A 14,504-nucleotide genomic window follows, 5' to 3' on the forward strand; every position below is an offset into this window, starting at 1 on the left:
TCGAGCGTCGACGGCATCCGCCGACGGCAGCCGCTCGGGTCCTCTGCTCGAGATCTCGTCACAGCAAGGATGAACCATGAACACCCTGGATTTCCTGGACAAGCAGTCGCTGCGCAGCGACATTCCCGAGTTCCGCCCGGGCGACACACTGAACGTGCACGTGAAGGTCATCGAGGGCTCCAAGGAGCGCGTGCAGATCTTCAAGGGCGTCGTCATTCGGCGTCAGGGTGGCGGCATCCGCGAGACCTTCACGGTCCGCAAGGTGTCCTTCGGCGTCGGCGTGGAGCGCACCTTCCCCGTCCACACCCCGAACATCGCCCAGATCGACGTGCTGACCCGCGGTGACGTGCGTCGCGCGAAGCTGTACTACCTGCGCGAGCTGCGCGGCAAGGCAGCCAAGATCAAGGAGAAGCGCTGATCTTCGGCGTTCCACTCGCTGGACGGCCGGACACAGGGGACTCGTTCCCCGGTGTCCGGCCGTTCTGCGTCCCGGCCGTTCTGCACCGCGGCGCTGCCGCTAATCTTGACCCGTGACGGACGAGCGCGCGGGCGACGACAACGACGAGGCGCAGCGAACCAAGAAGCCACGGTCCTTCTGGCGTGAGCTCCCGATTCTCATCCTGGTCGCCCTGGTGCTCAGCTTCCTCTTGCAGACCTTCGTCGCGAGGGTGTACCTGATCCCCTCGGAATCGATGGAGCCGACCTTGCACGGCTGCACTGGCTGCACCGGTGACCGCATCGTCGTGGAGAAGATCGGGTACCGCTTCGGCGATCCGACGGCCGGTGACGTCGTCGTGTTCCGCGGACCGCCGTCCTGGGACGGCGACTACGTCTCCACGCGGTCGTCCAACGTCGTCGTCCGCGGCGCTCAGGAACTCGGATCCCTCGTCGGCCTGGTCGCACCGGACGAGAACGATCTGGTCAAGCGCGTCATCGCCACCGGCGGTCAGACCGTCGAGTGCTGCGACGAGCAGGGGCGCGTTCTCGTCGACGGCAAGCCGCTCGACGAGCCGTACATCACCATGGACTTCGACTTCGTGCCCGGCACGCTCACGTGCGACACCCCGATCCGTTCCGGGCGGTGCTTCGGGCCCGTCACCGTGCCCGAGGGCAACGTGTGGGTCATGGGTGACAACCGCAGCAACTCCGCCGACTCGCGCTTCCACGTCGCCGACGAACTGCAGGGAACCATCCCGCTGGACAACGTGATCGGCAAGGCGCAGGCCATCGTGCTGCCGCCCGGTCGCTGGGGTCTCATCGACGATCCGGACATCCAGGGGCAGTGAGTTCGGGGCCCATGAAGTCGACCACGCGGCTCTCCCGGACGTCGTGGCCGCCGCGCACCGTCATCCGGCGTGCGGGTGGCATGCGCACCATGGAGTCGGCCCTTCTCCGGTCGGGGCTCGGGCCCGTGGCGGGCGTGGACGAAGCGGGTCGTGGCGCCTGTGCGGGCCCACTGGTCATCGCCGCGTGCATCCTGGGCGATCGCGCCCGCGCCGCGCTGGACCTTCTGGACGACTCGAAGAAGTTGAGCGAGAAGACGCGGGAGTCGTTGTTTCCGAAGGTGATCCGCTGGGCGACGGCATACTCGATCGTCACCGTCCCCGCGGCCGAGATCGACCGCATCGGTATCCACGTCGCCAACATCGAGGGCATGCGCCGCGCGGTCGCCGGACTGTCGGTCGACCCCGGGTACGTCCTCACCGACGGTTTTCGGGTGCCCGGGCTTCCCGCGCCGTCACTCCCGGTGATCGGTGGTGACGCCACCGCGGCCTGTATCGCCGCCGCGAGCGTGCTCGCCAAGGTGCACCGCGACCGCATCATGCGCTCACTCGACGGAGACATTCCCGGCTACGACTTCTCCGTACACAAGGGCTACAACACGACGCTGCACACGGACGCCCTCGCCCGTCTCGGGGCGAGCCGGGAGCACCGTCGCTCGTGGTCGAACGTCGCCTGCCTCGAGGATGCCGGCGCCGCACCGACGGTGTCGCCGCAGGAGCGGGGTCGATGGGAACACGAGGGCGCCGATGCGCGATGATGGCGGCATGAGTGCCGAGGATCTCGAGAAGTACGAAACCGAGATGGAACTGTCGCTGTACCGGGAGTACCGCGACATCGTCGGCCAGTTCACCTACGTGGTGGAGACCGAGCGTCGCTTCTATCTCGCGAACTCGGTGGAGATGATCCCGCGGAACGCGGACGGTGAGATCTACTTCGAGGTGCGGATGTCCGATGCGTGGGTGTGGGACATGTACCGACCCGCGCGCTTCGTCAAGCACGTCCGGGTGATCACGTTCAAGGACGTCAACATCGAGGAACTCGACAAGCCGGATCTGCGACTTCCCGAGTGACGGGGACTTCCCGAGTGAATCAGCGCTGATCCGTTCCCAGGATGCGCGCGTTGAGGTGCCACCCCTCGTAGCCGTCGTCCACGCCTCTGCGCTGGTCGTGCTCGATCGACGCGCGCGGAATGGACAGGATGCGTGCCGTCCGTAGCGCCCACGAGTAGTCGCCGCACCCCACCTCCCTGGTCGATTCCCGACCCAGCGCATCGTTCGACGTCCACAGCAGTGCATAGGGGTGAGCGGGCCGCCGATCGTCCGGCACGCGGCGGAGAAGGAACTCACTGCCGGACGGCGTCCCGCTCGCCGACGAGTCGCGTGCAGTGTTCATGACCCGATCATCGCAAACCCCACGGCCGAGCGCCGCGCAACAGGGGGTTTCGGTGGTCCGTCATCCCCGGGTCGAGCGTCGTCCCCGGGTTTTCTGCGGCCGCAGGTCGGCGCCGCGGCACGGTCGCCGCGTGCCTGCACAGTCGTGCTCCGACACCGGGTGTGCCCACCACCGGGCACCGGGTCGGCGAGGGGAGCCATGGCGACGAACGCGGAAATGGGCAGAGCGGGCGAGGAAGCTGCCGCGTCGTATCTGACGACGGTGGGTCTGCGGATTCTCGACCGCAACTGGCGGTGCCGGCACGGCGAGGTCGACATCATCGGCGTGGACGGCGACACCGTCGTGTTCGTCGAGGTGAAGACCCGCTCCGGCGACGGGTACGGCACTCCGGCCGAGGCGGTCACGCCGGCGAAGGCGCAGCGCATCCACCGGCTGGCCGGGCTGTGGCTCGCCGAGCGGCCCGGTCCGTGGGTGCCGGTGCGGTTCGACGTCGTGGAGGTCGTGATCGCCGACGGCCGGGGGCCTCTGCTCTCGCATCTGAGGGCGGCGTTCTGATGGCGCTGGGACGGACGTTCTCGGTCGCCGTCACGGGCATCGACGGCATCCTGGTGGAGATCGAGGCCGACGTGGGGCGGGGCCTGCCGGGCGTGCACGTGGTCGGACTCCCCGATGCGGCGCTGCAGGAGTCACGGGACCGAGTGCGGGCCGCGGTGAACAACTCCGGCCAGAGCTGGCCCGCGTCCAAGGTGGTGCTCGCGCTGTCGCCGGCCACACTCCCGAAAGTGGGATCCGTGTACGACCTGGCACTGGCGTGCGCGGTGCTCGGCGCCGCCAAGGTGGTGCCGCCGGGTCTGTTGGCCTCGACGGTGCTGGTGGGGGAGCTGGCACTCGACGGGCGGGTGCGGAGCGTGCGCGGGGTCCTTCCCGCCGTGCTCGCCGCACGCGGAGCGGGATGGACTCGCGTGGTGGTGCCGCAGGACAGCCTCGCCGAGGCGGGCCTGGTGGGCGGGATCGAGGTCCTCGGGGCCGCGCATCTGCGGCAGGTGATCGAGTGGCTCTCGCACCGGTGCACTCTCCCGGAACCGATGCCGACACGGCCGGGTCCGGAGCCCCGGTACGGCGATCTCGCCGACGTGGTCGGACAGTCCGAAGCACGCTGGGCTCTCGAGGTCGCGGCCGCCGGCGCACACCATCTGATGTTCACGGGACCGCCCGGTATCGGCAAGACGATGCTCGCGGGTCGGCTGCCCGGCCTGCTGCCGCCGCTGACGGAGGGTCAGGCCCTGGAGGTGACGGCGGTGCACTCCGTCGCGGGGACACTCACGGCGGAGTGTCCGTTGATCACCACCGCCCCGTTCATCGCGCCGCATCACACCACCTCGGTGGCGGCACTGGTGGGCGGCGGAAGCGGCATGGCGCGACCGGGTGCGGTGAGCCGGGCGCACCACGGCGTGCTCTTCCTCGACGAGTGCGCCGAAATGTCGGTGCGCGTGCTGGAGGCACTGCGTACCCCGCTGGAGGACGGCGAGGTGCGCATCGCGCGGCGCGACGGGGTCGCCCGCTATCCCGCTCGCTTCCAACTGGTGCTGGCGGCCAATCCGTGTCCGTGCGCATCGCCGCGGACCGCCGACTGCGTGTGTGCGCCGAACGCCCGCCGGCGCTACCTCGGCAAGCTGTCCGGACCACTGCTCGACCGGGTGGACCTGCGGCTGTCGATGCAGCCCGCTGCGACCGGAATGTTGACCGACGACGTGGGGGAGACGACCGAGGTGGTGCGCGGCAGAGTGACGGCAGCGCGGCAGGCGGCGGCGGAACGGTGGTCCGAGTTCGGCTGGAAGACCAATGCCGAAGTACCCGGATCGGCACTGCGCCAGCGCTTCCGGCTCGAACGCGAGGCGTTGATCCCGATCGAACGGGCGCTGCGGCGCGGTGGCATCACGGCGCGGGGCGCGGACCGCATCCTGCGCTTGGCCTGGACGCTCGGCGACCTCGAGGGGCGGATGTCTCCGGGACCCGAATGCGTGGCGTCGGCGATGAGTTTTCGCGAACAGGGGAGTGGCGTGTGAGTGGAGCGGAGAATCCGGAGACCCTGGCGTGGGCGTACGTCTCGACGGTGGTGCAGGGTCCGTCGCGCGCCGTCGAGCAGCTCATCGCGTCGCGCGGAGTGGTGGACGCCGCGGCGACGATGCGCACCGGGGACGTTCCGAAAGCGGTGTGGGACCGCGTGTCGGCGCGGGCACATCTCGACACCGCCGCGGCGAGCCTCGACCTGATGGCTGCGATGGACGGTCGACTGGTGGTGCCGTCGGACGAGGAGTGGCCCGCCTGGCGGTTCCTCGGATTCGAGCGGCCGGACGGGGCTCTGCCCACTCGCGACGGCGGTGCGCCGTTGGCGTTGTGGGTGGTGGGTCCGGCGCCGGTGGCGTCGTCCACGGAGCGGGCGGTGGCCGTGGTGGGAACGCGCGCGGCGACGAGCTACGGGGAGCACGTGACGGGTGAGATCGCGGGAGACCTGGCCGTGGACGGGTGGACGGTGGTCTCCGGCGGCGCGTACGGCATCGACGGTGCGGCGCATCGCGCCGCGCTGGGCGTGGGCGGCTGCACGGTGGCGGTGCTGGCGTGCGGCGTCGACCGGGCGTACCCGGCGGGGCACGAGCGTCTGCTGCGGAGAGTGTCGGAGACGGGTGCGGTGGTGTCGGAGTATCCGCCGGGCACACCACCCGCCCGGTACCGCTTCCTCTCCCGCAACAGGCTGGTGGCCGCACTGTGTGACGGCGTGGTCGTGGTCGAGGCGGGATGGCGCAGCGGGGCGCGTAACACGGCGTCGTGGGCACGGGCACTGGGGCGACCGGTCATGGCGGTACCGGGGCCGGTGACGTCCGCGTCGTCGACGGGGTGCCATCGGATGATCCGCGAGGGCGAAGCGCGTCTGGTGACGGGTGCCCGGGACGTGGTGGCCGAGGCGGGTGCGGTGGGTGCGGGTGTCGAGGACGACGACGACCGGGACGCCCTGTTCGGCCGCGATCTCGATCGCCTGCCGCAGACTCCCGCCCGCGTGCTGGACGCGTTCCCGGCCTCGGGAGCCCGAACGGTGCAGCAATTGTCCGTGGACTCCGGCGTGCCCGTGTCGGCGGTGCGGTCAGCGCTGGTGGTCCTCGAGATCGAGGGACACGCCGGCCGCGACGAGGCGGGATGGGTGCGCATCGAGAAGATCCGGTGAGGGCTGTGCCGGGAGCAGGTCCTCTGCCCGCAGGGAGGTGCCGGGCAGGATCGCGTCGCGCAGGTCCGGCCTGACGCCGCTGATGATCCAGGTGCACAGCGCGGCGAGCTGAGCGGACACGAGCGGCGGTACCGCGTCCCCGATGTGGCGGTACATGTTCGACAGCGATCGCGCGCGGAACACGTAGTCGTCCGGAAAACCGTTCAGCAGGGCCAACTCTCGCACCGTGCACAGCCGGTCCTGCTCGGGGTGGGTGTAGCGGCCGTTGCCGAAGTGGGCGCACTCCCGTTTGACGGTGGGCGCGGGACGGTCCCACCACAGTCGGCCGTAGACGTCGGGGTGCGACCCCAGGCGCCCGGCGGCGACGAGGCGCTGCATCGCGGGCGTCAGGTGGTCGTCGCCGCCGGGGACGGACCTGAGGTCGAGCCAGGAACCGCCGTCGTGGGGGAGGGCGTGGAGGCGGCGGCGGGTCGACTCACGACCGATGCTGGGCGAGAGGTGCATCGGATCGCCGGACGCCGTCTCACCGGCCTCGACGCGGGGCAGGTGGCCGATCGCGCGACGCACCGTGATCGCCTCCGGTGCGATGGTCGTGCCCTCCCACAATTCGGAAAGAGTGTGCAATTGGTGATCGCGCCGCACCGCGACCACCAGGGATCTCTCGCGTCGTTGCGGTAAGCCGACCGTACTGAGCATGTGCACCGAGGCATCGACGTCGTAGCCGAGGTGATCCAACCGCAGAGCCAACGCGTCGAGATGACCACGGAAATTACCGCCGACCAATTCTCGTGCGTTTTCCATGACGAGGACGATCGGGCGCAGAGCCTCGACGGAGTCGGCGACACGGGTCACGAGCGAATTGCGTGGATCGTCGGTGAGATGATTTCGAGGATTTGCACGGGAGAAGCCGGTGCACGGCGGGCACGCGCTGAGTACGTCGAGTGGTCGTCCGTTCAGACGCGGGGCGAAGAGTCGCGCCAACTCGGCCCCGGTGACAGCGGAAAGATCCACGGCGTGCGGCACCGTTCCGATATTCGCCTCATAGGACGCATTGCATTCGAGAGATCCGCGCGCACTGCTCGGTTTACCCAGTTGTGCGTCCGCCGCGCCGACGACATCGAAGGCGCCGTGTCGTGCGAAGCCGCAACTCATTCCGCCCGCACCGCTGAAGAGATCGACGAAGGTCAGCGAACCGGACGGTCTCGTCGTCGACGACACGGCACGCGTTTCCGAGAAACTCTGTGCGGTCATCCGTGAACCCTTCGTGGCCGACGTCGACGGGAGTGGCCGCGTCGAGTTTGCGTCCGTCACAGTACCGGCGACCGCGGTGAGCCCGATCGTCCCGTGTCGGTCACGAACAACAGGTCGTCGAATGCACGACCGAGATGTCGTGATTCGGATGTTGTCAGGGCGGTGTCGGGTCGGTGTCACGATGTCGGCCATCTCGGCTGTTATCTTGGAGGAAATTCTTTCTCCACCCGGTATCGAGGAGCGCAGAACAATGGCACGACGCACCACCGTCCAAATGATCGACGATGTCGACGGTTCACTCATCAAGGACGGGCAGGGCGAGACGGTCGAGTTCGCGGTCGGAGGCGTGTCCTATTCGATCGATCTCAACAGCAAGCACGCCAACGAGTTGTACGACCAATTCGCATTCTGGATCGAACACGCGGAGAAGGTGGGCGGCAAGAAGTCTCGCCGGAACGGGTCCGCCGCGGCGCCGAAGAAGGGCCGCCAGAATCTGCAGGACGTGCGGGCGTGGGCCAAGGAGAACGGCTTCGAGGTCAGCACCCGCGGGCGCATCAGCCAGGAGATCCAGGACGCGTACGACGCCGCGCACTGACCTGTCGTGGGGCCGGTCGGCAATTAGGGTAGGCTAACCACGTCTTGCGCCCCACCGGCTGCAAGGCCCGTACCCGATGGAGGTGCCTTGTGGCGCGACGACTGACCACCCTGACCGTTCTCCGCACCGAGCGGCTAACCCCGCACATGGTGCGCGTGGTGCTCGGCGGTGCGAACTTCGACGAGTTCGCGCCGTCCGAGTTCACCGACAGCTACGTCAAGCTGCACTTCGGTGACGCCGACGAGCCGACGTTGCGCACCTACACGGTGCGATCGGTGGACACGCAGGCCCGCGAAGTCGCCATCGACTTCGTCGTCCACGGCGACGAGGGTGTCGCCGGCCCGTGGGCGCTGAGCGCCGCGGCGGGGGACCAGCTCTCGTTCTTCGGTCCCGCCGGCGCGTACTCGCCTCGTGCGGACGCAGACTGGCACCTTCTCGCCGGCGACGAGACGGGCGTGCCCGCCATCTCCGCAGCACTCGCGGCGCTTCCCGAGGGAGCCGTCGCGCGAGTGGTGCTCGAAGCAGCGAGTCCGGAGGACCGCGTCGAGATCGCGGCGCCGACCTCTGCCGACATCCGCTGGGTGTACCGCGACCAGGATCCGGGTGGCTCACCGCTGGCCGCCGCCGTCCGTGCGGTGGAGTGGCTGCCCGGTCAGCCTCATGTCTTCGTGCACGGTGAAGCGCAGTCCGTGATGCACGAGATCCGGCCTTACATCCGCAAAGAGCGTGGCGTGACTGCGGAATGGGCCTCGATATCGGGATACTGGCGTCGTGGCCGCACCGAGGAGGGATTCCGCACCTGGAAGCGAGAACTCGCTGCCAGCGAATCCTGACGATCTCGCGCTCCTCGCGAGATTCACCGAGCATCTCGCTCTGCAACGCAACCGCTCCGAGCACACCGTGCGCGCGTACGTCGGCGACGCCCGTGCTCTGATCGGCTTCTGTCGAGACGCGCACGGTGATCCGTCCGCGGCACTCGACGACGTGATCACACTTCGCTCCCTGCGCTCGTGGCTCGCCTCGATGTCGGTCGCGGGAGTGTCCCGCTCGACTCTCGCGCGTCGAGCGAGTTCGGCGCGCACCTTCACCGCGTGGTCGTGCACCGTCGGAGCACTCACCGCGGACCCGGCGGTGCGGCTGTCGGCACCGCCGTCGCGTCGGACGCTCCCGGGCGTGCTGCGTGAGCGTGACGCTCGGGACGCGATGACGGCCGCGACATCCGGTGCCGAGCAACAGGATCCGATGGCCCTGCGCGACAGGGTCGTCGTAGAGCTCTTGTACGCGACCGGAATCCGGGTCGGCGAACTGTGCGGTCTCGATGTGGACGACGTGGATCTCGACAGACGGGTGCTCCGCGTCCTCGGCAAGGGCGACAAGGAACGCGTCGTACCGTTCGGCGCGCCCGCGGAGGACGCGGTGGTGCAGTGGTCGACCGCGGGCCGCCCCGCCCTGGCCACACCGGACTCCGGCGCGGCCCTGCTCCTGGGGCGTCGCGGCGGACGCCTGAATCAGCGGCAGGCGCGCTCGGTGGTGCACGAGGTGCTGTCCGCCGTGCCCGGTGCCCCGGACCTGGGTCCGCACGGCCTCCGACACTCCGCCGCGACCCACCTGCTCGAGGGCGGCGCCGATCTCCGCGTGGTGCAGGAACTGCTCGGGCACGCGTCGCTCGCCACGACGCAGATCTACACCCATGTCTCCGTGGAGCGGCTGCGCGCGGTCCACGATCAGGCGCATCCGCGAGCCTGACGTCGGGTCCTGTCGACCACCTCGCACGCTCGTGCACGTTTGGTACCGTCTGCACGGGGGATGTGACCGTGCCGGCGCTGTGAACCACACCGTTCGTCCCTGATCGGCAATCGGAGCAGACCGTCGACTGGAGGGTGGGGACCGTGGATCGTCGAGACGACAGCCCGCACTCCTCCGGTCCCGGCAGCCGGGCGGGTACGAACGGACCCTGGTCTCCGCCCGAACCGGAGCGATTCTCTCGGCCGTCCGTTCCGCCGTCCCACGTTCCCGCACCGCACCATCCGGGCCTCGCCGATCCGCGACGCGACTCGGCCGCCTTCGGTGCGGAGAGTCCGGTGCGCCGACCCGGGTCGCCCTTCGTCTCGCCGGCCCCGTCCTCCACTCGGCCGGGGTGGCGCCGCACCCTGGATCGCGTCCTGGGCAGTGGGCGACCGGGTGGCCGTGGTGCGGTCGCCTCCGAGGCGGAGCGTCGCCACCAGATCGACCGCATTCGACAACCGCTGCGCAGCGATTACCGGATCGCCTTCCTGTCCCTCAAGGGCGGGGTGGGCAAGACGACCGTCACCGTCGGGCTGGGGTCGGTGTTCGCTTCCTTGCGACGCGACGACGTCATCGCCGTCGACGCGAACCCCGACTTCGGAACGCTGGGGGAGCGCGTCCCGCGGCAGACGATGTCCACGGTGCGCGATCTCCTCGCTGCCCGGCCGACCATCCGGAGTTACGCCGACATCAGGGAGCACACCTCCCAGTCGTCGAGTCGTCTCGAGGTCGTCGCGGGGGAGCGTGACCCGGCCGCGTCGGAGGCGTTCACCGAACAGGACTACCGCGCGGTCATCGACACCCTCCGAGCGCACTACAACCTGATCCTCACCGACTGCGGCACGGGCATCATGCACTCGGCGATGGAGGGGGTGCTGTCGCTGGCGCACGCACTGGTGCTCGTCAGCTCGCCGGCGGTCGACGGCGCCAAGAGCGCCGCCGCGACCCTCGACTGGCTCGGGCTGCACGGGTACGCGCACCTCGTCGAGCGGACCGTCGTCGTCATCAGCGCCCACCGACCGGGCGCCGCGAGCATCGACATGGACGAACTCACCCGGCACTTCCTCGCGCGCTGCCGCGCCGTCGTGGTGATTCCCTTCGACGATCATCTGGCGGAGGGCTCCGTCGTCGATCTCGATCGACTGCGCCCCCGCACGCGCGCCGCCTTAATGGACCTGGCGGCGATGATGGCGGACGATTTCCCCGACGCGGAGGGCCGGCACGCGTCCGCGCCGCAGTCGACGCCGCAGCGTCACCGCGCGTACTGAAGGCGCCTCACTCGGGCTCGGCCAGGGGTTTCAGCACCACCACACCGCGGTCGACGAGAGCCGTGGGATCGAGGTAGTCACGGCCGCGACGCGCTCCCCAGTGCAGGCACCAGGCGGCGCCGCACCCCTGGTGACCTGCCTCGAGGACACCGATCGGCTGACCTCGTCGCAGCCGGGTGCCGACCGTGACGGTGGGCGTGACCGGCTCGTACGTGGTCCGGAGGGCCGCCGGCATGGTCGATCGAGACGACGGGGCGGCCGGCGACCGCACCTGCGAACACGACGACGCCGTCCCCGGCCGCGACGACGGTGTGTGTCGGATCGGAGCCCGCGTCGAGGTCGACGCCGCGATGGCCCGGCAGCCACCGCTCGGGTGGCGGGTCGTACGGGGTCACCACGGCGGGACGGGGCTGCAGCGGCCAGTCGAACGGGCGTCCGTCCGTGTCCGCGGCGGCTACGGATCCGGACGCCAGCAGGGCTGCCGTCAGCGCCGCGGACACGAGCGCCGAACGCGGCGACCAACGGCGGGCGGAGCGGAGACAGGTCATCCCCGCACTCTTGCGAACGCGACGACAGTGGTCCCGCGTCGAGCCACCGCACCCGGGGACGGACCGTCCTCCGTGCACAGGCGGTCGACCCGGTTATGACCTGCGGCGTCGCGGACGTACACTGACTTCTGCGGCCTGTCCACACGGGTCGACTTCGCGCGCTCGTCGCGCTTCGGTACGGAACGGCACCTGTCGATCCTCCACCGGAGCACGGGTTCGTCGGCTGGTCCTGCACTGCAGGTCCGACGGACGACGAGCGCCAGGGCACGACACACCAGCGGTACGACGGACCCACGGGTTCGGCGATCGACGGTGCTCGCGCATCAACCGGCACACGAAAGAGAGATCCACAGCTATGGCTGTCGTTACCATGAAGCAGCTGCTCGACAGCGGCACGCACTTCGGGCACCAGACCCGTCGTTGGAATCCGAAGATGAAGCGATTCATCTTCACCGATCGCAACGGCATCTACATCATCGACCTGCAGCAGACGCTGACGTACATCGATCAGGCGTACGAATTCGTCAAGGAGACCGTCGCCCACGGTGGCACCGTTCTCTTCGTCGGGACCAAGAAGCAGGCACAGGAGTCCATTGCGGCCGAGGCGACTCGGGTCGGAATGCCCTACGTGAACCAGCGCTGGCTCGGCGGCATGCTCACCAACTTCACCACGGTCCACAAGCGTCTGATCCGGCTCAAGGAACTCGAGTCGATGGAGCAGACCGGTGGCTTCGATGGCCGCACGAAGAAGGAAATCCTCATGCTCACGCGTGAGATGACCAAGCTCGATCGCACCCTCGGTGGTATCCGGGACATGTCCAAGGTCCCGTCGGCGATCTGGATCGTCGACACCAACAAGGAGCACCTCGCGGTCGCCGAGGCTCGCAAGCTGAACATCCCGGTCATCGCGATCCTGGACACCAACTGCGACCCCGACGTCGTCGACTACCCGATCCCGGGCAACGACGACGCGATCCGTTCCGCAGCACTCCTCACCAAGGTCGTGGCGTCCGCCGTGGCCGAGGGCGTGCAGGCGCGTGCCGGCCGCAACGCCGGTACGGACGAGAAGCCCGAGGTCGGTGCCGGCGAGCCCCTGGCCGAGTGGGAGCTCGAGCAGCTCTCGCAGGCCTCCCCGGCCGCCGAGGCGACGCAGCAGGCCGCTGCCGAGACCCCGGCAACCACCGACGCACCTGTCACGGAGGCTCCGGCCGCCGAGGGCGCGAACGGTGCGGCGGCTCCCGCCGAGACCGAGGCACCCGTCGCGGACGTTCCCACCGCGCAGAACTGATCACGGTCGAGACCCGGTGTGCCCGTTAGTGGCGCACCGGGTCTCGTTCTGATTCACCCCCTCTCTCGTCACACACGAGACGCATCACCCGTGCGTCTCCTCGAGCAATGCAAGGAGGCTCGCCCACGATGGCGAACTACACTGCCGCCGACGTCAAGCGGCTCCGTGAGCTGACCGGCTCCGGCATGTTGGACTGCAAGAACGCGCTCGCCGACAACGACGGCGACTTCGACAAGGCCGTCGAGCAGCTCCGTATCAAGGGCGCGAAGGACGTCGGCAAGCGCGCCGAGCGTTCCACCGCCGAGGGTCTCGTCGTCGCGAAGAACGGTGTCCTCCTCGAGATCAACTCGGAGACCGACTTCGTCGCCAAGAACGAGGAGTTCCAGAACTTCGCGCAGTCCATCGCGGACGTGGCGGCCGAGGGCAAGCCGGCCGACGTCGACGCCCTGAAGGCGCTGCAGCTCGACGGCAAGACCGTCGACGCCGCACTGCAGGAGCTCTCGGCCAAGATCGGCGAGAAGCTCGAGATCCGTCGCGTCGTCTCCTTCGACGGTCCGGTCGCGACCTACCTGCACAAGCGCAGCTCTGACCTCCCGCCCGCCGTCGGTGTCCTCGTCGAGTACACCGGTGAGGGCGAGGCCGCAGCCGAGGCCGCTCGCGGCGCAGCGATGCAGGTCGCCGCGCTCAAGGCCAAGTACGTCACCCGCGACGAGGTCCCCGCCGACATCGTCGAGGGCGAGCGACGCATCGCGGAGCAGACCGCCCGCGAGGAGGGCAAGCCCGAGCAGGCACTGCCCAAGATCATCGAGGGTCGCGTCAACGGCTACTACAAGGACGTCGTGCTGACCGAGCAGTCCTCGGTCCAGGACAGCAAGAAGACCGTCAAGGCTCTTCTCGCCGACGCCGGAGTCACCATCACGCGCTTCGTGCGTTTCGAGGTCGGCTCCAACTGAGCCTCGTGACACCCGAGTGACGTCATGACCGTGCCGTCCACCCCGATGGGTGGACGGCACAGTCATGTGCGCCCCGTGCCGACGCATGGGGCAAGATCAGGCGCAACAGTGTCGTGCGGACACCGACCCGCACACGCCCCACGGACAGGAGCCTTCATGACCGAGTCGTCGCCCGCCCGCACCGGATTCTCCCGAGTGCTGCTCAAACTGGGCGGTGAGATGTTCGGTGGTGGCCAGGTCGGGCTCGATCCCGACGTGGTGCAGAAGGTGGCGGAGGAGATCGCGGACGTCGTCCGTTCGGGTGTCCAGGTCGCCGTCGTCATCGGCGGCGGGAACTTCTTCCGCGGAGCCGAGCTCCAGGTGCGCGGTATGGACCGGTCCCGCTCCGACTACATGGGCATGCTGGGCACCGTCATGAACTGCCTCGCCCTGCAGGACTTCCTCGAGAAGCAGGGCATCACCACGCGCGTGCAGACGGCCATCACCATGGGGCAGGTCGCCGAGCCGTACATCCCGCTGCGCGCCGAACGCCACCTCGAGAAGGGGCGCGTGGTCATCTTCGGAGCCGGCATGGGCATGCCCTACTTCTCCACCGACACCACGGCGGCGCAGCGTGCGCTCGAGATCGGCGCGGAAGTGGTGTTGATGGCCAAGGGCGTCGACGGGGTCTACTCCGCGGACCCGCGAGAGGATCCGACCGCCACGATGTACACCGAGATCTCGCACCGCGAGGTCATCGAGAAGGGGCTGAAGGTGGCCGATGCCACAGCCTTCAGCCTCTGCATGGACAATGGGATGCCGATCATGGTCTTCAATCTGCTCACCGAGGGAAACATTGCGCGAGCGGTGTCGGGTGAGAAGATCGGAACCCTGGTCAAGTGAGTCACCACGTGCAGTCGCTGCACACTCGAGGTTTTCGG

General features: G+C 69.0%; 16 protein-coding genes and 1 pseudogene. 14 read left to right on the top strand and 3 right to left on the bottom strand.

Annotated features, from left to right (window positions below; all coding sequences use genetic code 11):
- Positions 1–76: 76 nt before the first annotated feature.
- The 4 genes from rplS to QE397_RS07545 all read left to right on the top strand — a co-directional run bounded on the left by rplS (position 77) and on the right by QE397_RS07545 (position 2,354).
- On the top strand, positions 77–418 hold the full coding sequence (gene rplS / locus QE397_RS07530; RefSeq protein WP_027505024.1) for a 50S ribosomal protein L19: 342 nt from the start codon (positions 77–79) through the stop codon (positions 416–418).
- 112 nt (positions 419–530) lie between these two features.
- A complete protein-coding gene (lepB, locus tag QE397_RS07535) occupies positions 531–1,286 on the top strand; it encodes a signal peptidase I (RefSeq protein ID WP_222630753.1) in 756 nt (251 codons plus the stop codon).
- Between the two features lie 11 nt (positions 1,287–1,297).
- Positions 1,298–2,041: a ribonuclease HII gene (locus QE397_RS07540; RefSeq protein ID WP_056445340.1), complete on the top strand. Its 744-nt coding sequence runs from the start codon at positions 1,298–1,300 to the stop codon at positions 2,039–2,041.
- A gap of 7 nt (positions 2,042–2,048) precedes the next feature.
- On the top strand, positions 2,049–2,354 hold the full coding sequence (locus tag QE397_RS07545) for a DUF2469 domain-containing protein (RefSeq protein WP_027505026.1): 306 nt from the start codon (positions 2,049–2,051) through the stop codon (positions 2,352–2,354).
- A 19-nt stretch (positions 2,355–2,373) separates the two neighbouring features.
- Here QE397_RS07545 and QE397_RS07550 read toward each other — a convergent pair whose 3' ends face one another.
- Positions 2,374–2,676: a hypothetical protein gene (locus QE397_RS07550; RefSeq protein WP_027505027.1), complete on the bottom strand. Its 303-nt coding sequence runs from the start codon at positions 2,674–2,676 to the stop codon at positions 2,374–2,376.
- A gap of 198 nt (positions 2,677–2,874) precedes the next feature.
- On the opposite strand from QE397_RS07550, the gene QE397_RS07555 reads away from it, so the two are divergent.
- Genes QE397_RS07555 through dprA form a run of 3 tightly spaced genes read left to right on the top strand, consistent with a single transcriptional unit; the run spans position 2,875 to position 5,896 of the window.
- Positions 2,875–3,231 carry a YraN family protein gene (locus tag QE397_RS07555; RefSeq protein ID WP_307092633.1) on the top strand — a complete coding sequence of 119 codons (357 nt, stop codon included), beginning with the start codon at positions 2,875–2,877 and terminating at the stop codon, positions 3,229–3,231.
- On the top strand, positions 3,231–4,742 hold the full coding sequence (locus QE397_RS07560) for a YifB family Mg chelatase-like AAA ATPase (protein ID WP_222630764.1): 1,512 nt from the start codon (positions 3,231–3,233) through the stop codon (positions 4,740–4,742). The genes QE397_RS07555 and QE397_RS07560 overlap by 1 nt, the downstream gene beginning before the upstream one ends.
- Positions 4,694–5,896, top strand: coding sequence for a DNA-processing protein DprA (dprA, locus tag QE397_RS07565; RefSeq protein WP_307092636.1), 1,203 nt, complete (start codon positions 4,694–4,696; stop codon positions 5,894–5,896). The genes QE397_RS07560 and dprA overlap by 49 nt, the downstream gene beginning before the upstream one ends.
- On the opposite strand, the gene QE397_RS07570 is transcribed toward dprA, so the two are convergent.
- A complete protein-coding gene (locus QE397_RS07570; protein ID WP_307092637.1) occupies positions 5,816–7,147 on the bottom strand; it encodes a DNA cytosine methyltransferase in 1,332 nt (443 codons plus the stop codon). The genes dprA and QE397_RS07570 overlap by 81 nt on opposite strands.
- A 250-nt stretch (positions 7,148–7,397) precedes the next feature.
- On the opposite strand from QE397_RS07570, the gene QE397_RS07575 reads away from it, so the two are divergent.
- From QE397_RS07575 to QE397_RS07590, 4 genes are all read left to right on the top strand, one after another.
- A complete protein-coding gene (locus QE397_RS07575; protein WP_027505031.1) occupies positions 7,398–7,742 on the top strand; it encodes an Lsr2 family protein in 345 nt (114 codons plus the stop codon).
- Positions 7,743–7,831: 89 nt separating this feature from the next.
- Positions 7,832–8,575, top strand: a complete 744-nt coding sequence (locus tag QE397_RS07580; RefSeq protein ID WP_027505032.1) for a siderophore-interacting protein — start codon at positions 7,832–7,834, stop codon at positions 8,573–8,575.
- Complete coding sequence (locus tag QE397_RS07585; protein ID WP_307097417.1) at positions 8,559–9,488, top strand: tyrosine-type recombinase/integrase; 930 nt, start codon at positions 8,559–8,561, stop codon at positions 9,486–9,488. The genes QE397_RS07580 and QE397_RS07585 overlap by 17 nt, the downstream gene beginning before the upstream one ends.
- Positions 9,489–9,823: 335 nt before the next feature.
- Complete coding sequence (locus QE397_RS07590) at positions 9,824–10,795, top strand: MinD/ParA family protein (protein ID WP_373425282.1); 972 nt, start codon at positions 9,824–9,826, stop codon at positions 10,793–10,795.
- Between the two features lie 7 nt (positions 10,796–10,802).
- On the opposite strand, the pseudogene QE397_RS07595 reads toward QE397_RS07590, so the two are convergent.
- A pseudogene (locus tag QE397_RS07595) lies at positions 10,803–11,343 on the bottom strand (M23 family metallopeptidase).
- A 355-nt stretch (positions 11,344–11,698) separates the two neighbouring features.
- On the opposite strand from QE397_RS07595, the gene rpsB reads away from it, so the two are divergent.
- The 3 genes from rpsB to pyrH all read left to right on the top strand — a co-directional run bounded on the left by rpsB (position 11,699) and on the right by pyrH (position 14,466).
- Positions 11,699–12,631, top strand: coding sequence for a 30S ribosomal protein S2 (rpsB, locus tag QE397_RS07600; protein WP_307092644.1), 933 nt, complete (start codon positions 11,699–11,701; stop codon positions 12,629–12,631).
- Between the two features lie 128 nt (positions 12,632–12,759).
- Entirely contained in the window at positions 12,760–13,584 is an 825-nt protein-coding gene (tsf, locus tag QE397_RS07605; RefSeq protein WP_027505036.1) for a translation elongation factor Ts, read from the top strand.
- A gap of 156 nt (positions 13,585–13,740) precedes the next feature.
- On the top strand, positions 13,741–14,466 hold the full coding sequence (pyrH, locus tag QE397_RS07610) for a UMP kinase (protein WP_027505037.1): 726 nt from the start codon (positions 13,741–13,743) through the stop codon (positions 14,464–14,466).
- Positions 14,467–14,504 lie beyond the last annotated feature (38 nt).

The sequence above is a fragment of the Rhodococcus sp. SORGH_AS_0301 genome, from assembly GCF_030818285.1.
In the GTDB taxonomy this organism is placed as follows: Bacteria; Actinomycetota; Actinomycetes; order Mycobacteriales; family Mycobacteriaceae; genus Rhodococcoides.